Annotated in this window: 12 protein-coding genes and 1 pseudogene; 7 read left to right on the top strand and 6 right to left on the bottom strand. The window is 67.9% G+C overall.

What is annotated here, in order from left to right; all coding sequences use genetic code 11:
• The first annotated feature begins 2 nt into the window (after positions 1-2).
• Both ACIGEP_RS06990 and ACIGEP_RS06995 read left to right on the top strand, forming a co-directional pair.
• Positions 3-2,522, top strand: a complete 2,520-nt coding sequence (locus tag ACIGEP_RS06990; RefSeq protein ID WP_396660867.1) for an excinuclease ABC subunit UvrA — start codon at positions 3-5, stop codon at positions 2,520-2,522.
• Positions 2,523-2,613: 91 nt separating this feature from the next.
• Positions 2,614-3,267 carry an enoyl-CoA hydratase/isomerase family protein gene (locus ACIGEP_RS06995; protein WP_396660868.1) on the top strand — a complete coding sequence of 218 codons (654 nt, stop codon included), beginning with the start codon at positions 2,614-2,616 and terminating at the stop codon, positions 3,265-3,267.
• 17 nt (positions 3,268-3,284) lie between these two features.
• On the opposite strand, the gene ACIGEP_RS07000 is transcribed toward ACIGEP_RS06995, so the two are convergent.
• On the bottom strand, positions 3,285-4,076 hold the full coding sequence (locus ACIGEP_RS07000) for an ABC transporter permease (protein ID WP_396660870.1): 792 nt from the start codon (positions 4,074-4,076) through the stop codon (positions 3,285-3,287).
• A 52-nt stretch (positions 4,077-4,128) separates the two neighbouring features.
• Between ACIGEP_RS07000 and ACIGEP_RS07005 the strand changes: the two genes are divergently transcribed.
• The gene (locus ACIGEP_RS07005) at positions 4,129-4,782 is read left to right on the top strand and encodes an NAD(P)H-binding protein (RefSeq protein ID WP_396660871.1); all 654 of its coding nucleotides are present in this window, start codon (positions 4,129-4,131) and stop codon (positions 4,780-4,782) included.
• Between the two features lie 33 nt (positions 4,783-4,815).
• On the opposite strand, the gene ACIGEP_RS07010 is transcribed toward ACIGEP_RS07005, so the two are convergent.
• Complete coding sequence (locus ACIGEP_RS07010) at positions 4,816-5,286, bottom strand: winged helix-turn-helix transcriptional regulator (protein ID WP_396660872.1); 471 nt, start codon at positions 5,284-5,286, stop codon at positions 4,816-4,818.
• 62 nt (positions 5,287-5,348) lie between these two features.
• On the opposite strand from ACIGEP_RS07010, the gene ACIGEP_RS07015 reads away from it, so the two are divergent.
• Positions 5,349-5,897, top strand: a complete 549-nt coding sequence (locus ACIGEP_RS07015) for an acyl-CoA thioesterase (RefSeq protein ID WP_396660873.1) — start codon at positions 5,349-5,351, stop codon at positions 5,895-5,897.
• A gap of 119 nt (positions 5,898-6,016) precedes the next feature.
• Entirely contained in the window at positions 6,017-7,789 is a 1,773-nt protein-coding gene (locus tag ACIGEP_RS07020; RefSeq protein ID WP_396660874.1) for a PQQ-dependent sugar dehydrogenase, read from the top strand.
• Positions 7,790-8,008: 219 nt separating this feature from the next.
• Here ACIGEP_RS07020 and ACIGEP_RS07025 read toward each other — a convergent pair.
• A pseudogene (locus ACIGEP_RS07025) lies at positions 8,009-8,176 on the bottom strand (transcriptional regulator); the annotation flags it as partial.
• Positions 8,173-8,730 carry a MarR family winged helix-turn-helix transcriptional regulator gene (locus ACIGEP_RS07030; RefSeq protein WP_396660875.1) on the bottom strand — a complete coding sequence of 186 codons (558 nt, stop codon included), beginning with the start codon at positions 8,728-8,730 and terminating at the stop codon, positions 8,173-8,175. The pseudogene ACIGEP_RS07025 and the gene ACIGEP_RS07030, both read right to left, overlap by 4 nt.
• A gap of 81 nt (positions 8,731-8,811) precedes the next feature.
• On the opposite strand from ACIGEP_RS07030, the gene ACIGEP_RS07035 reads away from it, so the two are divergent.
• Entirely contained in the window at positions 8,812-11,142 is a 2,331-nt protein-coding gene (locus tag ACIGEP_RS07035) for a family 78 glycoside hydrolase catalytic domain (protein WP_396660876.1), read from the top strand.
• 1 nt (position 11,143) lies between these two features.
• Entirely contained in the window at positions 11,144-12,082 is a 939-nt protein-coding gene (locus ACIGEP_RS07040) for an alpha/beta hydrolase (protein WP_396660877.1), read from the top strand.
• 78 nt (positions 12,083-12,160) lie between these two features.
• On the opposite strand, the gene ACIGEP_RS07045 is transcribed toward ACIGEP_RS07040, so the two are convergent.
• Positions 12,161-14,641: an alpha-L-rhamnosidase N-terminal domain-containing protein gene (locus ACIGEP_RS07045; RefSeq protein ID WP_396660878.1), complete on the bottom strand. Its 2,481-nt coding sequence runs from the start codon at positions 14,639-14,641 to the stop codon at positions 12,161-12,163.
• 21 nt (positions 14,642-14,662) lie between these two features.
• Positions 14,663-15,904 (bottom strand): MFS transporter, encoded by a 1,242-nt coding sequence (locus ACIGEP_RS07050; protein ID WP_396660879.1) that lies wholly within the window; start codon positions 15,902-15,904, stop codon positions 14,663-14,665.
• Between the last annotated feature and the right edge of the window lie 38 nt (positions 15,905-15,942).

Genomic DNA, 15,942 nt, shown 5'->3' on the forward strand with positions numbered 1-15,942 from the left:
TCATGCCCGACACCGCAGACCCCAGCCCCGCCGTCTTGCCGCGGGCGATCGAGGTGCGCGGGGCGCGGGTGAACAACCTGCGCGACGTATCGGTCGACATCCCGCTGAACACCTTCGTCGCGTTCGCCGGCGTGTCCGGGTCGGGCAAGTCGTCGCTGGCGATGGGTGTGCTCTATGCAGAGGGGTCGCGCCGCTACCTGGACGGGCTGTCCACCTATGCCCGCCGACGCATCGACCAGGCGGCCGCGCCCGATGTCGATTCCATCGGGCACCTGCCGGCGGCGATCGCGCTCAAGCAGCGTCCGCCGGCGCCGGGGCCGCGCTCGACGGTCGGCACGCTGACGGAGGGGTGGGCGGTGCTGCGGCTGGCGATGTCGCGGTTCGGCACGCACCGCTGCCCGAACGGGCACGCCGTGACCCCATCGGCGGAGATCCCCGTCACCGGCGACATGGTGTGCCAGGACTGCGGCGTGCGCACGCCCGCGCCCGGTGCGGAGGACTTCGCCTTCTCCACCCTCGGCGCCTGCCCGGAGTGCCGAGGGCTCGGCTACTCGCGCGAGCTGGACGAGACGGCGATCGTCGCCGACGAGGCCCTGTCGATCGACGACGGCGCGATCGCTCCCTGGCGGGTGCTCGGACGAACCATGCAGCCGCTCATCGTGAAGGAGCTCGGGGTCCGCACCGACATCCCGTGGCGTGATCTGACCGATGCGGAGCGGGATGTCGTGCTGCACGGGCCGGAACAGAAGGTGCGCGTCTCCTACCTCTCCGGCCGCGGCCGGGTGCTCGAAGGAGATCTACGGTACGAGAACGCGACCGAGAGCGTGAAAGCGCTCGCCGCCTCGTCGAACCAGGATGTCGGCGAACGCGTGGCCGACCGGTTCATGACGCAGCGCGTATGCGCGCTGTGCGAGGGCACTCGGCTGAGCCCGAAGGCCCGATCGTCCCGCCTCGGCACCTGGAGCATCGACCGGCTCGCCGCGCTGCCGATCCGCGACCTGCCCGCCGTCGTGCCCGATCTTTTCCTCGCCGCCTCCGAGGCCGACGCCGCGCTGCACGCTCCCGCACTCAGGCTCGGCGCCGAACTGCACAAGGCCCTCGACCCCGTCACCGAACTGGGCCTGGACTACCTGGGCCTCGACCGGTCCGGCGACACCCTCTCCACCGGGGAGCGGCAGCGCATCCAGCTCGCCGCGACCGCGCTGCGCCGTACCACCGGGATGCTCTACGTCCTCGACGAGCCCACGATCGGGCTGCACCCCTCCGCGATCCCCGGTCTCATCCGCATCATGCGGGGGCCTGGTCGCCGAGGGCAACTCCCTCGTCGTCGTCGACCACGACCTCACCGTCCTCGCCGCCGCCGACGAGCTGATCGAACTCGGCCCCCGGGCAGGCAGCGGCGGAGGCACGATCATCTCCCACGGCACCCCCGCCGAGGCCGCCGCAGACCCGGCCTCGGTCATCGGCCCGCACCTGGCCCGCACCGCCGACCCGGTGGTGCGGCACCGCTCGGACCCCACCCGGACCTCGGTGTCATCCACGTCGCTGTCTCGGAGCTGTTCACCCTGCACGATGTCGAGGCCGAGTTCCCCGTCGGGCGGCTCACCGCCGTCACCGGGGTCTCCGGGGCGGGCAAGACCGCGCTCGTCCTCGATGCGCTCGTGCCCGCGCTCACCGCGCACCTCGACCGTCAGCCTCTGCCGACGCACATCGCATCATTCGATGCCGGCGGGATCGAACGACTCGTGATGGTCGATGCGACCCCGATCGGGTCAAACGCCCGCTCCACCCCGGCAACCTACTCCGGCGCGTTCGACGAGCTGCGCAAGCTCTTCGCCGCGACGCCCGAGGCGAAGGAACGCGGCTGGAAGGTCGGCCGTTTCTCCTACAACGTGCCTGAGGGCCGCTGCGCCACCTGCGAAGGCCTCGGCGAGCTCTCGCTCGACCTCCAGTACCTGCCCGACCTGCCGGTGCCCTGCCCTGACTGTCACGGCGACCGCTACAACCCCGAGACGCTCCGAGTCACGCTCGCCGGGCGCACCATCGCCGACGTGCTCCGCCTCACCGTCAGCGAGGCTCGACACGAGCTCGACTCCGTGGCGTCACGCAAGCTCCGGCAAGTGCTCGCCTCGCTGGAAGAGGTGGGCCTCGGCTACCTCACCCTCGGCGAGTCGACTCCCGCGCTCTCCGGCGGCGAAGCCCAGCGACTCCGGCTGGCGACCGAGCTGCGCCGCGGACAGACCGGCAGCCTGTTCGTCTTCGACGAGCCCACCATCGGCCTGCACCCCGACGACGTCGCCGCCCTCGTCGGCGTCTTCGACACCCTCGTCCGCGACGGCGCGACTGTCATCGTGATCGAGCACGACCTCGACCTCATCGCGAACGCCGACCACATCATCGACGTCGGGCCCGGCGCAGGGGAAGACGGCGGACGGATCGTTGCCACCCGCGGCGTGGACGACGTCATGCGAAATCCGGCATCGGTGATCGGCCCCTGGGTCGCCGCCCACCTGAGCCGATAGCAGAAGGCGGATTGAGTGGATCGCTCCCGTCCTGAACTCCCAGACCCGCGATCCGCGAACCTCTGTCAGGGTGTCATATGAAGGAGTTCGCATGCCGGTATCGCTGATTCACGACGTCGACGTGTCGATCCTGCACCTGGGCGACGACGAGAACTGGTTCACCTCGGCTTGGCTCGACCGTGTCGAGAGCTGCCTCGACGAGGCGGTGCATCGAGCACCGGCTGCCCTCGTCACTGTCGGAGACGGCAAGTTCTACTCCAACGGGCTTGACGTCACCCTCCTGACCGGCGATCCCGAGGCGGCAGCTGCCTATTCAGCTCGCGTCCAGCGCTTGTTCTCGCGGATTCTGACCGCCCCGATCCCCTCGATCGCGGCCGTGAACGGACACGCCTTCGGCGCTGGAGCGATGCTCGCCCTCGCACACGACTTTCGCCTCATGGACGCCGAGCGGGGCTTCTTCTGCTTTCCCGAGGTCAACATCAAGATCCCGTTCACCTCTGGCATGGCGGCGCTGATCCAGTCCAAGCTGACCCCGGCAGCCGCGGTCGAGGCGATGACCACGGGCAGGCGCTACGGCGGTCCCGACGCGCTGATGCGCGGCCTCGTCGACCGTACTGTCGCACCCGAGCAGCTTCTCGCCGCGGCGATCGAGACCGCGCAGGCGCTGGGTGGGAAGGATGCCGCAACCCTCGGTGCGATCAAAGCGATGATGTTCGCTTCGCCTGCGTCGGCTCTCGCCCGTTAGCTCGGGACTTCGATACCCTACTCGTATCGCAGAGACTCCACTGGATCCGCCCGCGCTGCCCGTGCCGCGGGCAGCGTCCCGGCGAGGAACGCGATTCCCATCACGACGAGCACGATGCCAGTGATCGAGACCGGGTCGAAGGCGATCAGTGTCAGGCCGGGCAGGTCGGCGAGCAGGGCACCGGAGAGGGCTGTTCTCGTCGCTGAGCCGACGCGCATGCCGAGCAGCACGCCGATGACGCTCCCGAGGAAGCCGATGAACACCGCTTCCAGGCTGAAGAGCCCGAAGATGCGGCCGCTGCCCATGCCCATCGCTTTCATGAGCCCGATCTCGCGCGTGCGTTCCTGCACACTCATCAGCAAGGTGTTGACGATGCCGAAGCTCGCGGCGAGGAGGGCGATGATCGCGAAGGCGTTGAGCACGAGGACGATCGCGTCGATGACCGCTGTGAAGGTTCCGAGCTGGTCGGCGATCGTGGTGGAGTCGTACCCAGCGTCCGCGAGACGCTCCTGGAGGGCGGCGGTGTCGTCTGCGGACGCATCGGGGTCGAACCACACGCTCGCCTGCGCGTATCTGTCGCGCTCCTCATCGCTCAGACCGGTGCTCTGCGCGTCGTAGAGCGCGTCGGCGAGCGCATCATTCGGGATCGCGTTGCCCGCCCCGCCGGTGGTGAGCGTCTCCTCGGCGACGCCGACGACGGTCGCCTCGATCCGGTGCTGCTCGCGCTGGGCATCCGTGAGGACGAACACGACTCGCGCACCGAGGGCTGCCTCGCCGTCGTCGAAGCCGAGCGGTTCGAGGTAGGACACGGGCTACTGGGCGCGACCGGAGGTAGGGTCGGAGCAGACGAAGGGATCCGCATTGTCACGGGTGTTGATCGTCGGTGGCCACGGCAAGGTGGCACTCCGGCTCGCCTCGCTGCTTGCGGCCCGAGGGGACGCCGTCACCGGGCTGATCCGGGATCCTTCGCAGGCGACTGATGTCGCGTCGACCGGGGCCGTCGCCGTGATCGGCGACGTGGAGCGGCTCGGCATCGAAGAGCTCGTAGAGCTACTGCGCGACACCGACGCGGTCGTCTGGTCGGCCGGAGCGGGAGGCGGGGATCCCGCACGAACCTATGCGGTCGATCGCGATGCGCCGATCCGCTCAATGACGGCCGCTCAGCATGCTGGCGTCAGCCGCTTCGTCATGGTCTCGTACATCGGCTCACGCTCTGACCACGGCGTGCCGGCGGGGGACCCGTTCTTTCCGTACGCCGAGGCGAAGGCTGCGGCTGACGATCATCTGCGGACGACGTCGCTGGATTGGACGATCCTCGGCCCCGGACCGCTCACATGGGATGAACCGACCGGCCTCATCGATCCGGCTTCTGGTGCCACGCCGGGAGCCGGCCGCGTCTCTCGCGGCGACGTCGCGGCGGTCGTCGCGGCCGTTCTCGCAGATGCTTCCACGATCCGTCGAACGATCCGGTTCGGGAATGGACTCACGCCGATCACCCAGGCGATCAGCGCCTGAGCGGTTTCCCTCGTTCGAGTCGCACGGTCGGTCTCATCGAGACAGGCGGATGGCGAGTTCATCCAGGGGCACCTCGTGGCCGCGCGTGCACCGAGTCTCCACCCGCACGTCAGCGCCGCACGCCGCGTGCGCGACCGTCAGCCCGTCGGGGACCGCCCGATACTTGGCTCCCCATTGGAACAGGGCGAGGATGACCGGTACGAACGCAACCCCGGACTCGGTGAGCCGATACTCGGCACGGCGACGGGCGCCCGGCTCCTGATAGGACTCGCGAGAGAGCAGTCCCGCTGCCACGAGCTCGGCGAGGTGTGCGGAGGCTGTGGCCGGGGCCATTCCCGCGCGTTCGGCGAAATCGTCGAATCGGGTGGTGCCGTAGGAGGCCTCGCGCATGATGAGCATCGCCGCGCGCGAGCCGACGATCTCCATCGTCGCCTCGATCGGGCAGCTGCCCGTGGCCGCCCAGAGGGCACGGTTGTCCAGCGGGGGCATCAGCTGTGCGGGCATGACTCGTCTCCGATCACGTGCAGGTGCGATGCTATCGTCACACCTGACTTCAGTTTTCCGAAATGAGTGACGAGGCTCCCGTGAACCTGTACTTCCGCCTAGTGCTCCTTCGCCTCGGTCTCCGACGGCGCGGCCGCTTGAGCCTCTGGGACACCGCACGCACGCCCTTCCGGGTCGCCCTCACCGACCTCGACGTGCTGCGGCACATGAACAACGGCAAGTACCTGTCGATCCTCGACCTCGGCCGAATGGATCTGATGCTGCGCGCCGGATTCTGGGAGACGATCACAGGCCGCGGCTGGTACCCCGTCGTCGCGGGCCAGAGCGTCACATATCGCAAGTCCCTCACTCTTGGGCAGCGCTTCACCTTGGAGACGCGCGTGCTCGGCTTCGACGACCGATGGGTCTACATGGAGCAGCGTTTCGTCGGTGGAGATGTGCTCTACGCGGACGCCATCGTGCGTGCCCGCTTCCTGAAACGGGGCGGCGGGTCGGTCGGCCACGACGAACTCGAGGCTGCTGTTGGTGGATTCCCGCCAGACCGACGAGTTCCGTCGTGGGTGCTCGACTGGAACGCCGCATCAAGCACCCACGGCAAGTCGGCGAGCTGAATCCCGCCCGGCGCGTTTCGTCCCGTCACCGCGAGGGGGTCACTGCCCGTGCCTGCCTCGACCGCCGCCGCGCTGCCTACGCTCGTCGGGAGCTGATCGCTCCACGACGAAAGGCAACGATGGATCACCACACCGCACGCCGGCGGCTCCTCGTCGTGCTGAGCCTCGCCATCTCGGTCGCTGCTCTCTCCGGTTGCACGAGCTCGCCATCGACGCCGATCGCGGTACCGTCCGTCTCCCCATCCGAGAGTGGCGCCGCCGCTCAGCCGACGGGCCCGGAGACGATCGTCACCGGTCTCAACGTGCCCTGGTCTGCGGTGACGGTGAACGACGAAGTGCTGATCGCGGAGCGTGACACGGATCGCCTGTTCGCGCTGGACGCCGACCGCTCGCTGCGCGAGCTCGCCACGGTGCCCGGCGTCGAGCAGTCTGCGGAACAGGGCGTCATGGGCCTCGCCTTCGACGGCGAAGCGGGCCTGTTCGTCTACTCGACCGGCGCCACAGGAAACCGGGTGCAGCGCTTCCCGGTCACCCAATCGGGCACCGGAGTCGCACTCGGCGAGCCGGTCACGGTGGTCGACGGGCTGCCATCGTCGATCTTCCACAACGGCGGACGGATCGGATTCGGCCCCGACGGAATGCTCTACGTCTCGGTTGGCGACGTCCAGGAGGGCAGCAACGCACAGGACCTCGACTCCCTCGCCGGGAAGATCCTCCGCTACGCCCCGGACGGCAGCATCCCCACCGACAACCCCTTCCCCGGGTCCCCCATCTACAGCTATGGGCACCGCAACGTGCAGGGCATCGCCTGGACGGAGGACGGCCGGATGCTGTCGACCGAGTTCGTCGGCGATCACGCCTGGGACGAGCTCAACGAGATCGTGCCAGGCGGGAACTACGGCTGGCCCGAGATCGAGGGCACTGGCGGCGAGGCACGGGGCTTCATCGACCCGTTGCAGACCTGGGCCCCGGCCGAAGCGAGCCCGAGCGGCATTGCGATCGCCGGCGACACGCTGTTCATCGCGAACCTGCGCGGCGAGACGCTCCGCGCCGTCCCGCTCGATGATCTCACCACGTCCACGACGCACTTCACCGGCGAGTTCGGACGCCTCCGCGACGTGCTCCTCGGGCCGGATGACCGCCTCTGGTTCCTGACGAACAACACCGACGGCCGCGGCACGCTCCGTGAAGGCGACGACCGGATCATCGCGATCGACCTCGCCACCGTTGGCGCGAGCGCGGCGATCGGGGTCGCGCCCGCCGGAACCGGCGACCCCTCCTGCACGGCAGCGGCCGTGGTCACCGTGCGCGGCACCGGCGAGCCGCTCGAGACCGGGCTGCTGGGACCGGTCGCCACGGCGATCTCGGACGCTCTGCTGGGTGACGTGACGGTCATCACCCTGCCGTACCCGGCGAGCTTCGCTTTCGAGGAGAGCCTCCCCAGCGGGCGATCCCTGCTGAGGGACACCCTCGTTGGCCAGGCAGAAGCCTGCCCCGCGCAACGCACGGTCGTGGCCGGCTACTCCCAGGGCGCGGTCGTGGTCGGCGATACCCTCGCCGAGGTGTTCACAGATCCCGAACCAGGAACACCGGAGGCCATTGCCGCCGACAACATCGCGGCGGTGATCCTCTACGGCGACCCCCGATTCCTCGGCACGGAGCCCTACAACGCCGGCGACTTCGACCCCGCCGTCAACGGCGACTCGCCGCGGCAGCCCGGCGAGCTGTCGGTCTTCGCCGACCGCATCCGGAACTACTGCGTCGCCAGCGACTTCGCCTGCCAGTCCGGGGTGGGCTCGGATGCCGGACACGTCGCGTACTTCCAGAACGGCATGCGCGAGCAAGGTGCCCGCTTCGGACTCGACCGACTCGCCGGCGCCGGCGTCAGCTGACCCGTCACGAACGAGCCCCTCCGGGCAGATCCAGCGCTTCAGCGCTCCGTCGCCGACCGGCGGTGTTCGATCATCACCTCGCGCTTTCGCGCGAGGTTCAGCCGTGCTCGGCGAATCGCGGTCGATCAGCGGCCAACATCCCGTCCTGGCCCAGATGCCGAGCAGGCGCATCGCGTCAGCGGACGGGGTGCCCGGCTCGGGGCCGAAGGTGAGGAGCGAGAGGTCTGGGTCTGCCGGGAAGTGCATGTTCTCGTAGATGAGGTCCATGCGTCCGACGACGGGGTGGTCGACCCGTTTGAGTCCGGAGGTGTGCAGGCGCTCGCCCTGGGACTCCCAACGAGTACGGAACTCTTCGACTGTGAGGAGTTCGGCGACGAGTTCGTTCAGCCCGGGCTAGTCTCCTGACGAACCTGGCTCGCGGAGATGCCGTCGACAAACCTGCTGAGCATCGCGGTGAATCGGGTGATATCAGTCGGGTCCCAGCCAGCTAGGGCAACGCCGATCCAGTGACGTTCAATATCCACGAGCCGACTAGCGATCACTCGGCCATAGTCGCTCAGAGCGACCAAGACGCCCCGTTCGTCACTCGGGTCCGCCACTCGAACGGCCAACCCGAGAGTTTCAAGCCTCTTCACGATCTTCGTGACGTTAGGTCGTCCCGTCTCAAGGCGCTCGGCCAGGTCTGTCGGCCGCAAGGCGCCGTGCAGGGCGACCTGGTTGAAAACCAGGAACGACGAGATCTCGCTACTGGGAAAGCGAGCAGCCTCTATCAACGCCCGTCGCGCCGCCTCACTGTTGGCCACGCGGATCAGACGCTCGAACAACTCGAGTAACGGCTCTCGCTCCTCCGGGAGGACGGCAGAGGAGTCCACACTCGACCGCGGCACGAGCACTTGCTGCGGCGGCCTAGGCACGATGACGTCTCTTTTCCATCCTCCCACTGTAACGATGGCAACTGTTTTCTTTGGTGAAATAGTTGCTAGGATACTGTGACCCGCCAATGACGTCGAGGAGCACGGACGATGAGCACCGAAGCCCACTGGATCACCAACTCACACCACCCAGGCAAGAAGAACTTCACAGCCTTGTATCTGCGCGGCGCCGTCCGCGTCGACCGCGAGGTCGCCTCTGCCAGCGCAGAAGTGTCAGCTCTGGGTTGGTACAGGTTCTTCGTCAACGGCGCGGATCTCACCGGCCCCGCACTCGTGCCGAGATGGACGCCGTTCGATGAGTACGTCGAGTACCAGGAGTACGACGTGACCGAACACCTGCGGTCGGGCGAGAACGTGCTGGCGATCGCGGTAGGCGACGGGCGATTCCGCGGGCGCAATGGCGCCCTGAACCACCAGGCGGTTTACGGTGACCGCCTCGCAGGCTGGGCAAGGGTGACGATCCGCTACACGGACGGGACAGAAGACACCGTCATCACCGACGGAAGCTGGCTGGCGGGAACGGGACGGATCGGGGCGACCGACCCGAAGCACGGCGAGAACGCCGACCTCCGCATCCCCGACGCCGACTGGCTGGCCGGCGAGGAAGCTCCTGCCCGCCTGAAGCCGTGCGAAGTGCTCCGCGCTCCGCGAACTCTGATACCAGAGGAGGTGGCGCGGGTGGAGCAGATCGCCCGCATCAGCCCGGTGAGCATCGCACGCACCCCGGCCGGAAAGCAACTGGTGGACTTCGGGCAGAACGCCGCGGGCGTCGTTCGGATCCGCCTGCGCGGGCCCGTCGGGCGAGCGGTGCGACTCACCCACAGCGAGGTCGTCGGCCGGGATGGTGAGATCGACACGCAGTACCTCGCCCTGCTGCCCGTGGGCAAGCAGTGGACGCAGACCGACACCGTCGTCCTCGATGGCACGGACACGTGGTGGCAGCCCTGGTTCACGATCCACGGTTTCCGCTACGTGGAGGTCGACGGCCTGGACGAGGCACTGACACCCGACGACATCGAGTTCGTCGTCCTGTCCACGGCGCTTGAGGAGACGGGGTCGTTCTCGTGCTCCGACCCGCGCCTGGAGAAGCTGTTCGAGAACGTGCGGTGGGGTCTGCGCTCCAACTTCACCGACACCCCCACCGACTGTCCCACACGGGAAAGGTCCGGGTGGACCGGCGACCTACAGGTCTTCACCTCCACCGCCGCTGTCTACGCAGATGTGTCCGCCTATCTCGGCCGGTATCTGCGCAATCTCGCTGCCGAGCAGCTCGAGGATGGCAGGGTTCCGATGATCATTCCGGCGGAGGCTTCCGCCTTCTCCGGCGGGTTCCCTTCCGCGTTCCGGTTCTTCTCCAGTTCGGCCGGGTGGGGTGACGCCAGCGTGCTCGTCCCCTGGGACCTGTATCGCTACTACGGCGAACCGGCCGTGCTGGAGCAGGGATATCAGGCCGCGGCCCGCTGGATCGAATTCCTCCTCGGCCGTGGCGAGAAGACCCGACGGAAGAAGCGCGGTCGCCGCGGCGCTGTCCCGTCGAGTCTCGAGCGATTCATCGTCGACCACGGGTGGGACTTCGGCGAATGGCTCCGCCCGGGCGAGGACTTCCTCGGCTCCGCGATGGACTCGCTGCGACGCTCCGCCCCCGTCGTCGCGACGGCCTACCTCGAGCACTCGGCCCGGCTCCTGTCGCAGATCGCCACCATCCTCGATCGACCAGACGACTCCGCCCGGTATCGTGAGCTCGCCGACAACGTCCGTCTCGCGTGGCGTGCCGCGTTCTTCGGTCCCGACGGGCGGATCGGGCTGGATCGTCAGGACGACTACGTCCGCGCGATCGCCTTCGACCTGCTCGACGAGGCAGAGAAGCCCGCCGCCGCAGCCCGCCTCGCGGAGGTCGTGAAGGACGCCGGTTACCACCTCGGCACAGGTTTCCTCTCCACCGGGGCGCTGCTGGACGTCCTCGTCGACCACGAGCACGCCGACACCGCATACCGGGTCCTGTTCCAGGACACCAGCCCATCCTGGCTCTATCAGGTCGACCACGGTGCGACGACCGTGTGGGAGACCTGGGAAGGCCACGACAAGAAGGGCAACGCGAAAGCTAGCCATAACCACTACAGCTTCGGCACAGTAGCCCGCTTCCTCGTCGAACGCGTCGCCGGCATCCGCCCCGCCGAACCCGGCTACCGGCACATCCTCCTCGAACCCGGGCTCACCAGCGGCCTCACACACGCCTCAGCCACCGTCGGCACCCCGCACGGCCCCGCGTCGATCTCCTGGGCATCAACCGATGCCGGGCTCGAAATCACCGCCAACGTCCCAGACGGCGCGACCGCGACGCTCATCGTCGGCGACCATCACCATGACCTCGCCGATGGAAAGTCGACCATCACCGTTCCCACCAGTGAGAGGACCCGCTGATATGCCGAAGTCACCGTGGCGGCAGGCCCTGCATGCCGCCGACCCCGCCCTGATGTCCCCGCTGCTGCGGTTCCCCCTTCACATCCGCGGGCCGCGCATGCTGAAGTTCCTTCGAAAGGTGAACGGAACGCCCTCGAAGATCCGCGAAGGCGTCATCGACCGCGAACTCACGGTCGCCCAAGACGGGGTCGACGCGGTCCTGTACGAGTCGTCCGCTCGCTCGACTCCGAGCCCGGCTGTGGTGTGGATCCACGGCGGCGGGATGATCTCCGGATCATCCCGCAACGTCAACGCATGGGCGTCCGGATTCGCCGCCGACCTCGGCGCCGTCGTGATCGCCCCCGACTACCGGCTCGCCCCCGAACACCCGTACCCGGCGGCGATCGACGACTGCTTCACTGCACTGCGATGGCTGATCGACCGTGCCGAAGAACTGAACGTCGACCGGAGCCGCATTGCCGTCGGTGGAGAGAGCGCCGGCGGAGGCCTGGCCGCCGCGCTCGCGCAACGCGCCCACGACGCTGGCATCCCGCTGCGCCTCCAGGTGCTCGTCTCCCCTATGCTCGACGACCGCACCGTGACCCGGGCCGAGTCCGACGGCACCGTCGCGCTCGCCTGGACCGTTCCCTCCAACCGGTACGGCTGGACCGCCTACCTCGGACGCGAGCCCGGCAGCGACTTCGACCTCCCCTACGCCGCTGCAGCCCGCAGGGAGAACCTCAGTGGGCTCGCCCCCGCATGGATGATGATCGGCTCCGTCGACCTCTTCTACCCGGAGACGATCGAGTACGCGAGACGGCTCGAGGACGCCGGCGTCCCCACCGAGGTCGTCACGATCCCTCGCGCCCATCACGGTGCCGAGGTCATCAAGCCCGACCACCCCGCCGTCGCCCAAGCCCGGGAACGCCGCCTCGAAGCGCTGCGAACGGCTCTGGCCTGACCACGAGACAGCGACCTCCTCAGGGTAGATGCTCGAGGGCTCGGCGACCGGCAGAACGGTCACCGAGCCCTCGACATGTCATCGGAGCGTCAGCGTGTGCTCTCCGGGAGCGAGCGTCTCCGACGTGCCATCGGTGTGGACGAACTCGGTCTCGATGGGAGTGACGAGGTGGACAGTCCCGTTGTCGACGCGCACCTCGATCGGTCCATGCGGAGTCGGCGCAACGCCCGCGATGACTCCGATGCTGCCTGGACGCGGCGCGACGCGGGCAGTGCGGAACCCGGGCGTGGCGGGCTGGATACCGAGCACGTAGGCGATGAGGTCACGCGTCGGGGTTGCGCTCCACCCGTGTACGGGTGTCCCCCATCCCCAGCATTCACCGAGGGTGTCGTACCCGTCGGTGAGGAACTGGCTCCACCGGCGCAAGAGGTCGGGGAGTTTGTCGGCGTGGCCGGCGAGGGCGACGGCGTCGTGGGTGACGTAGCTGAAGAACGGTTGCCCGATGACGATCTCGTTCTCGACGTCCCAGTCCGCATCCGACAGGCCGCGGGCTTGCGCCATCATCTTCTCGATGTCGTAGGTGCCGTCTTCGCGGCCCAGCCAGGAGCGCACCACGAGACGGGCGGGGTCTGTGATCTTCTCGACGATCGCTGACCATCGTTCACGGGGCGCGAGCCCGGAGACGATCGCGGTCGCGTTCGCCGCCTGTGAAGTGGGGCGCTCCGGGTCGCCGTCGACGATGTGGTCGATGTACAGCCCACGCTCCGCATCCCAGAAGTCCTCGAACCCGGCCCGCGCGTCCTCGTAGAGGCCACGAGCCCAGGAAGCCCGACCGTGGTCACCGAGCGCGTCGGCGATCTCCGCGAACTCGCGCAGACCTCGCGCCCACAGGGCGGTGAGGATGGAGCTGCGTCCGTTCAGGTAGATGCTCGCCCAGTCGACGAGGTTCCATTCGGGGACATCGGTGAGGGTACCGTGTTCGTCGATCGAGCGTGCGTACCAGCGGAGGATACCTTCCGCCGTGCCCAGGTGTGCGCGGAGGAACTCGAGGTCCCCTTCGTAGCGAAACAGGCTGTGCAGGCCGTGGATCCAGCTGAGTGACCAGTCGCCAATGGTGACGCCGCCGCCGGCCTCGATCTCGCCGACCACGCTCATCGGGAGGATGCCGTCGGAGCGGGGTGAGTCGCTGAGCACGATGTAGTTGCGTGCCAACCCCCGATCCTCGTTGGTGGTCAGATCGACGAGCTGGTGGACGATGGCGTCGCCGACCCAGGCGCGCTGCTCACGGGTAGGGCAGTCCATGTAGGCGTCGAACGAGTTCAACTGCACGGTGCGGACACCCGCGTGGAACAGACGGACGAGCTCGTCGTCATCGGAATCGAATTGCGAAGGACCAGTCCGGGGATACAGGCGCTCGTCAATCGTAAGTGCGTTCACCGTGGCGCTGCCACCATGAACGATGACGTGAGCGAACCGGAACCCGTTGGCTTCCTGAGCATCGAAGCCCGCGTCGTCACCGCGAGCGATGAAGCGCGCACCGGTGGTGGGGTCGGTGAAGGACGCGGCGGCGTCTGGGTCGAATGGCTTCTCCCGGTAGTACAGCTCGACCGTGGTTCCAGGGCCCGCCGTGACGTCGAGATGCACGTAACCGGCGACGATCCGACCGAAGTCGAACGTCAGCAGTGTGACATCCTCGCCCTCCACCGTCACAGGCAGCCCTCCCGGCAGCTCCTCAACAGGGGAAGAATGCAGCACCTGGAGAGCACGTCCGATCGGGCTGTCCGAGTCCCACTCGGGCAACGGGTACCGAGTAGCCGCGGTGAGCTCGGCGGTAAGCGTGTCGCCTTCGAGGAAGGAGATGGCGCGGGGAAGCAGCGGACCGTACGGGTAGGCGGGGGGTCGGGTGCGGCCCTGCGCGCCGGTGTGGGTAGTGGCGGTGACGGATGCGTTCGCCCAGTCCGAGTCGTCGAAGGCGCCCGTGATCCAGTCGGGATCGAGAAGGCGGGCGTCGAAGATCTCCACGGGGACACCGTGGGAAGGGCCGGTCGGCTGGGTCCACGCGGCGGACTTTGTCGCCTTCCACTGCTCGTCGCTGACGATCTTGTCGTCGTCGATATCGATCTCCGCGACGAGGACACCGTCCTGGCCCAGGGCGGAGCCGCCGGCGGCGGGCATCCACCACGATGTGGCCTTGCCGTAGTAGGTGACGATGATCGCAACGGTGTTCCGGCCCTCAATGAGCGCCGTCGTGATGTCGTACTCGTCGTAGCGCAGTCGATTCGGCTGCGACCGTACGGGGCCGCGTCCGATCTGCTCGCCGTTGACCCACAGCGCGTAACGGGAGTCCGCAGTCAATCGGATCCGGGCGGCCTCGGGGGCGGTATCGAGTTCGAACGCCCGTCGGAACAGGGTCCGGGAGAAGTCAGCGTGCTGCGCGGCGCCGAGCATCCCGATCGGGTCGTCGTTGGCGGTGGCGGATCCGGCCGAGATCCACTGGCCCTTCCATGCAGAGGCGGATGCGGTGTGCAGAGCGGGACGGGTGGGAGCGATGCTAGTCATAGGGTTTGTGCCTTTCGTGGATCAACGGGACTGCACCGAGGGCGCGTCATCGACGGCCTCGGGGTCGAGCTGTTCCTCGACGTCGAACTCGTTGTGCTGGTCGCGGGTGCGGAACACGAAGTACGCGATGAGGAAGCCGACGGCGCTGACGATGGCCAGGAACCAGTACAGGACGCTGACCCCGGCGGCGAGGATGAGCGGGGTGAAGGTTGCCAGGCCCGCAGCGGAGAAGCGGGCGACCGCGATGATCGTGCCCTGTGCGGTGCTGCGCAGAAGGGTCGGGAACTGCTCCTGCGTCCAGACCTTCATGATCGTCTCGAACGCGAACGCGGCGCCGATCGAGCCGACCACGCCACTGATCAGCATCGTGGCTACGGAGTAGCCGAAGATTGCGGGCACCAGCTGTGCGGCGACGTAGAGGAGGGCCCCGACGACGAAGTAGTTGAACCGGTAGGGCTTGTCGGCGATCTTCATGAACCACCCGTATCCGATGAGGATCACCGGGAAGGACACGAGCCCGAGAAGGGAGGCCGTGGACACGTCGACGCCGGCCTCGTTCACGAGCAGGTAGGTGCCGAACTGGCCACCCGTGTTCGCGGCGAGGTTCACCAGCGCGTAGAAGAGGATGAGGCCGAGGAAGGGAACAACGTAGCGGCGGCTGAACAGCTGCCGGATGCTGCTGTTGTCCGCCCGGATCGTTGCAACGCCGGCTGCGCGCTCTGCGCGGGACTCGCGCCAAGCGTCGGACTCCGGAATAGTGAGCCGGCCCAACAGGACGAGGACGGCGACCACCGCGACGTGTCCGAGCAGGATCTGCGCGCCGAGCACGCCGAGGTTGCCGAACAGAGTGCCGCCGATCATCGAGATCAAGACCCCTCCGATCCACAGGATGTTGGAGAAGGAGATCAACCGGCCTCGATTCTCGTCATTGGCGGCTTCCGCGATCGTGGAGAGAGAGACCGGCAGGTCGGCGCCGGCACCGAGCCCCAGGAGGAGGACGCCGATAGCCAACACCGGGAACGTGGTGGAGAACATCATCACCAGAAGGCCGACGATGATGATGACCATGGTCGCCACGAATACCGGCCGACGACCGAACCGATCCCCGAGACGGCCCCCGATCAGCGCGCCGATGGCGATGCCGAACGCGATGGCGCCCGCACCGAGTCCGACCTCCTCCGGGGTGAACTGGAACACCGCCGCGTAGATGGTCAGGACGATGCTGAAGCTGATGATGGCGGCCGCGTCGATGTACGACGCCATCCCGGAGACGACAGCTACCCACCATGGATTCGGGCTTC

The organism is Microbacterium sp. NPDC077663 (genome assembly GCF_044542795.1).
Lineage (GTDB): Bacteria > Actinomycetota > Actinomycetes > Actinomycetales > Microbacteriaceae > Microbacterium.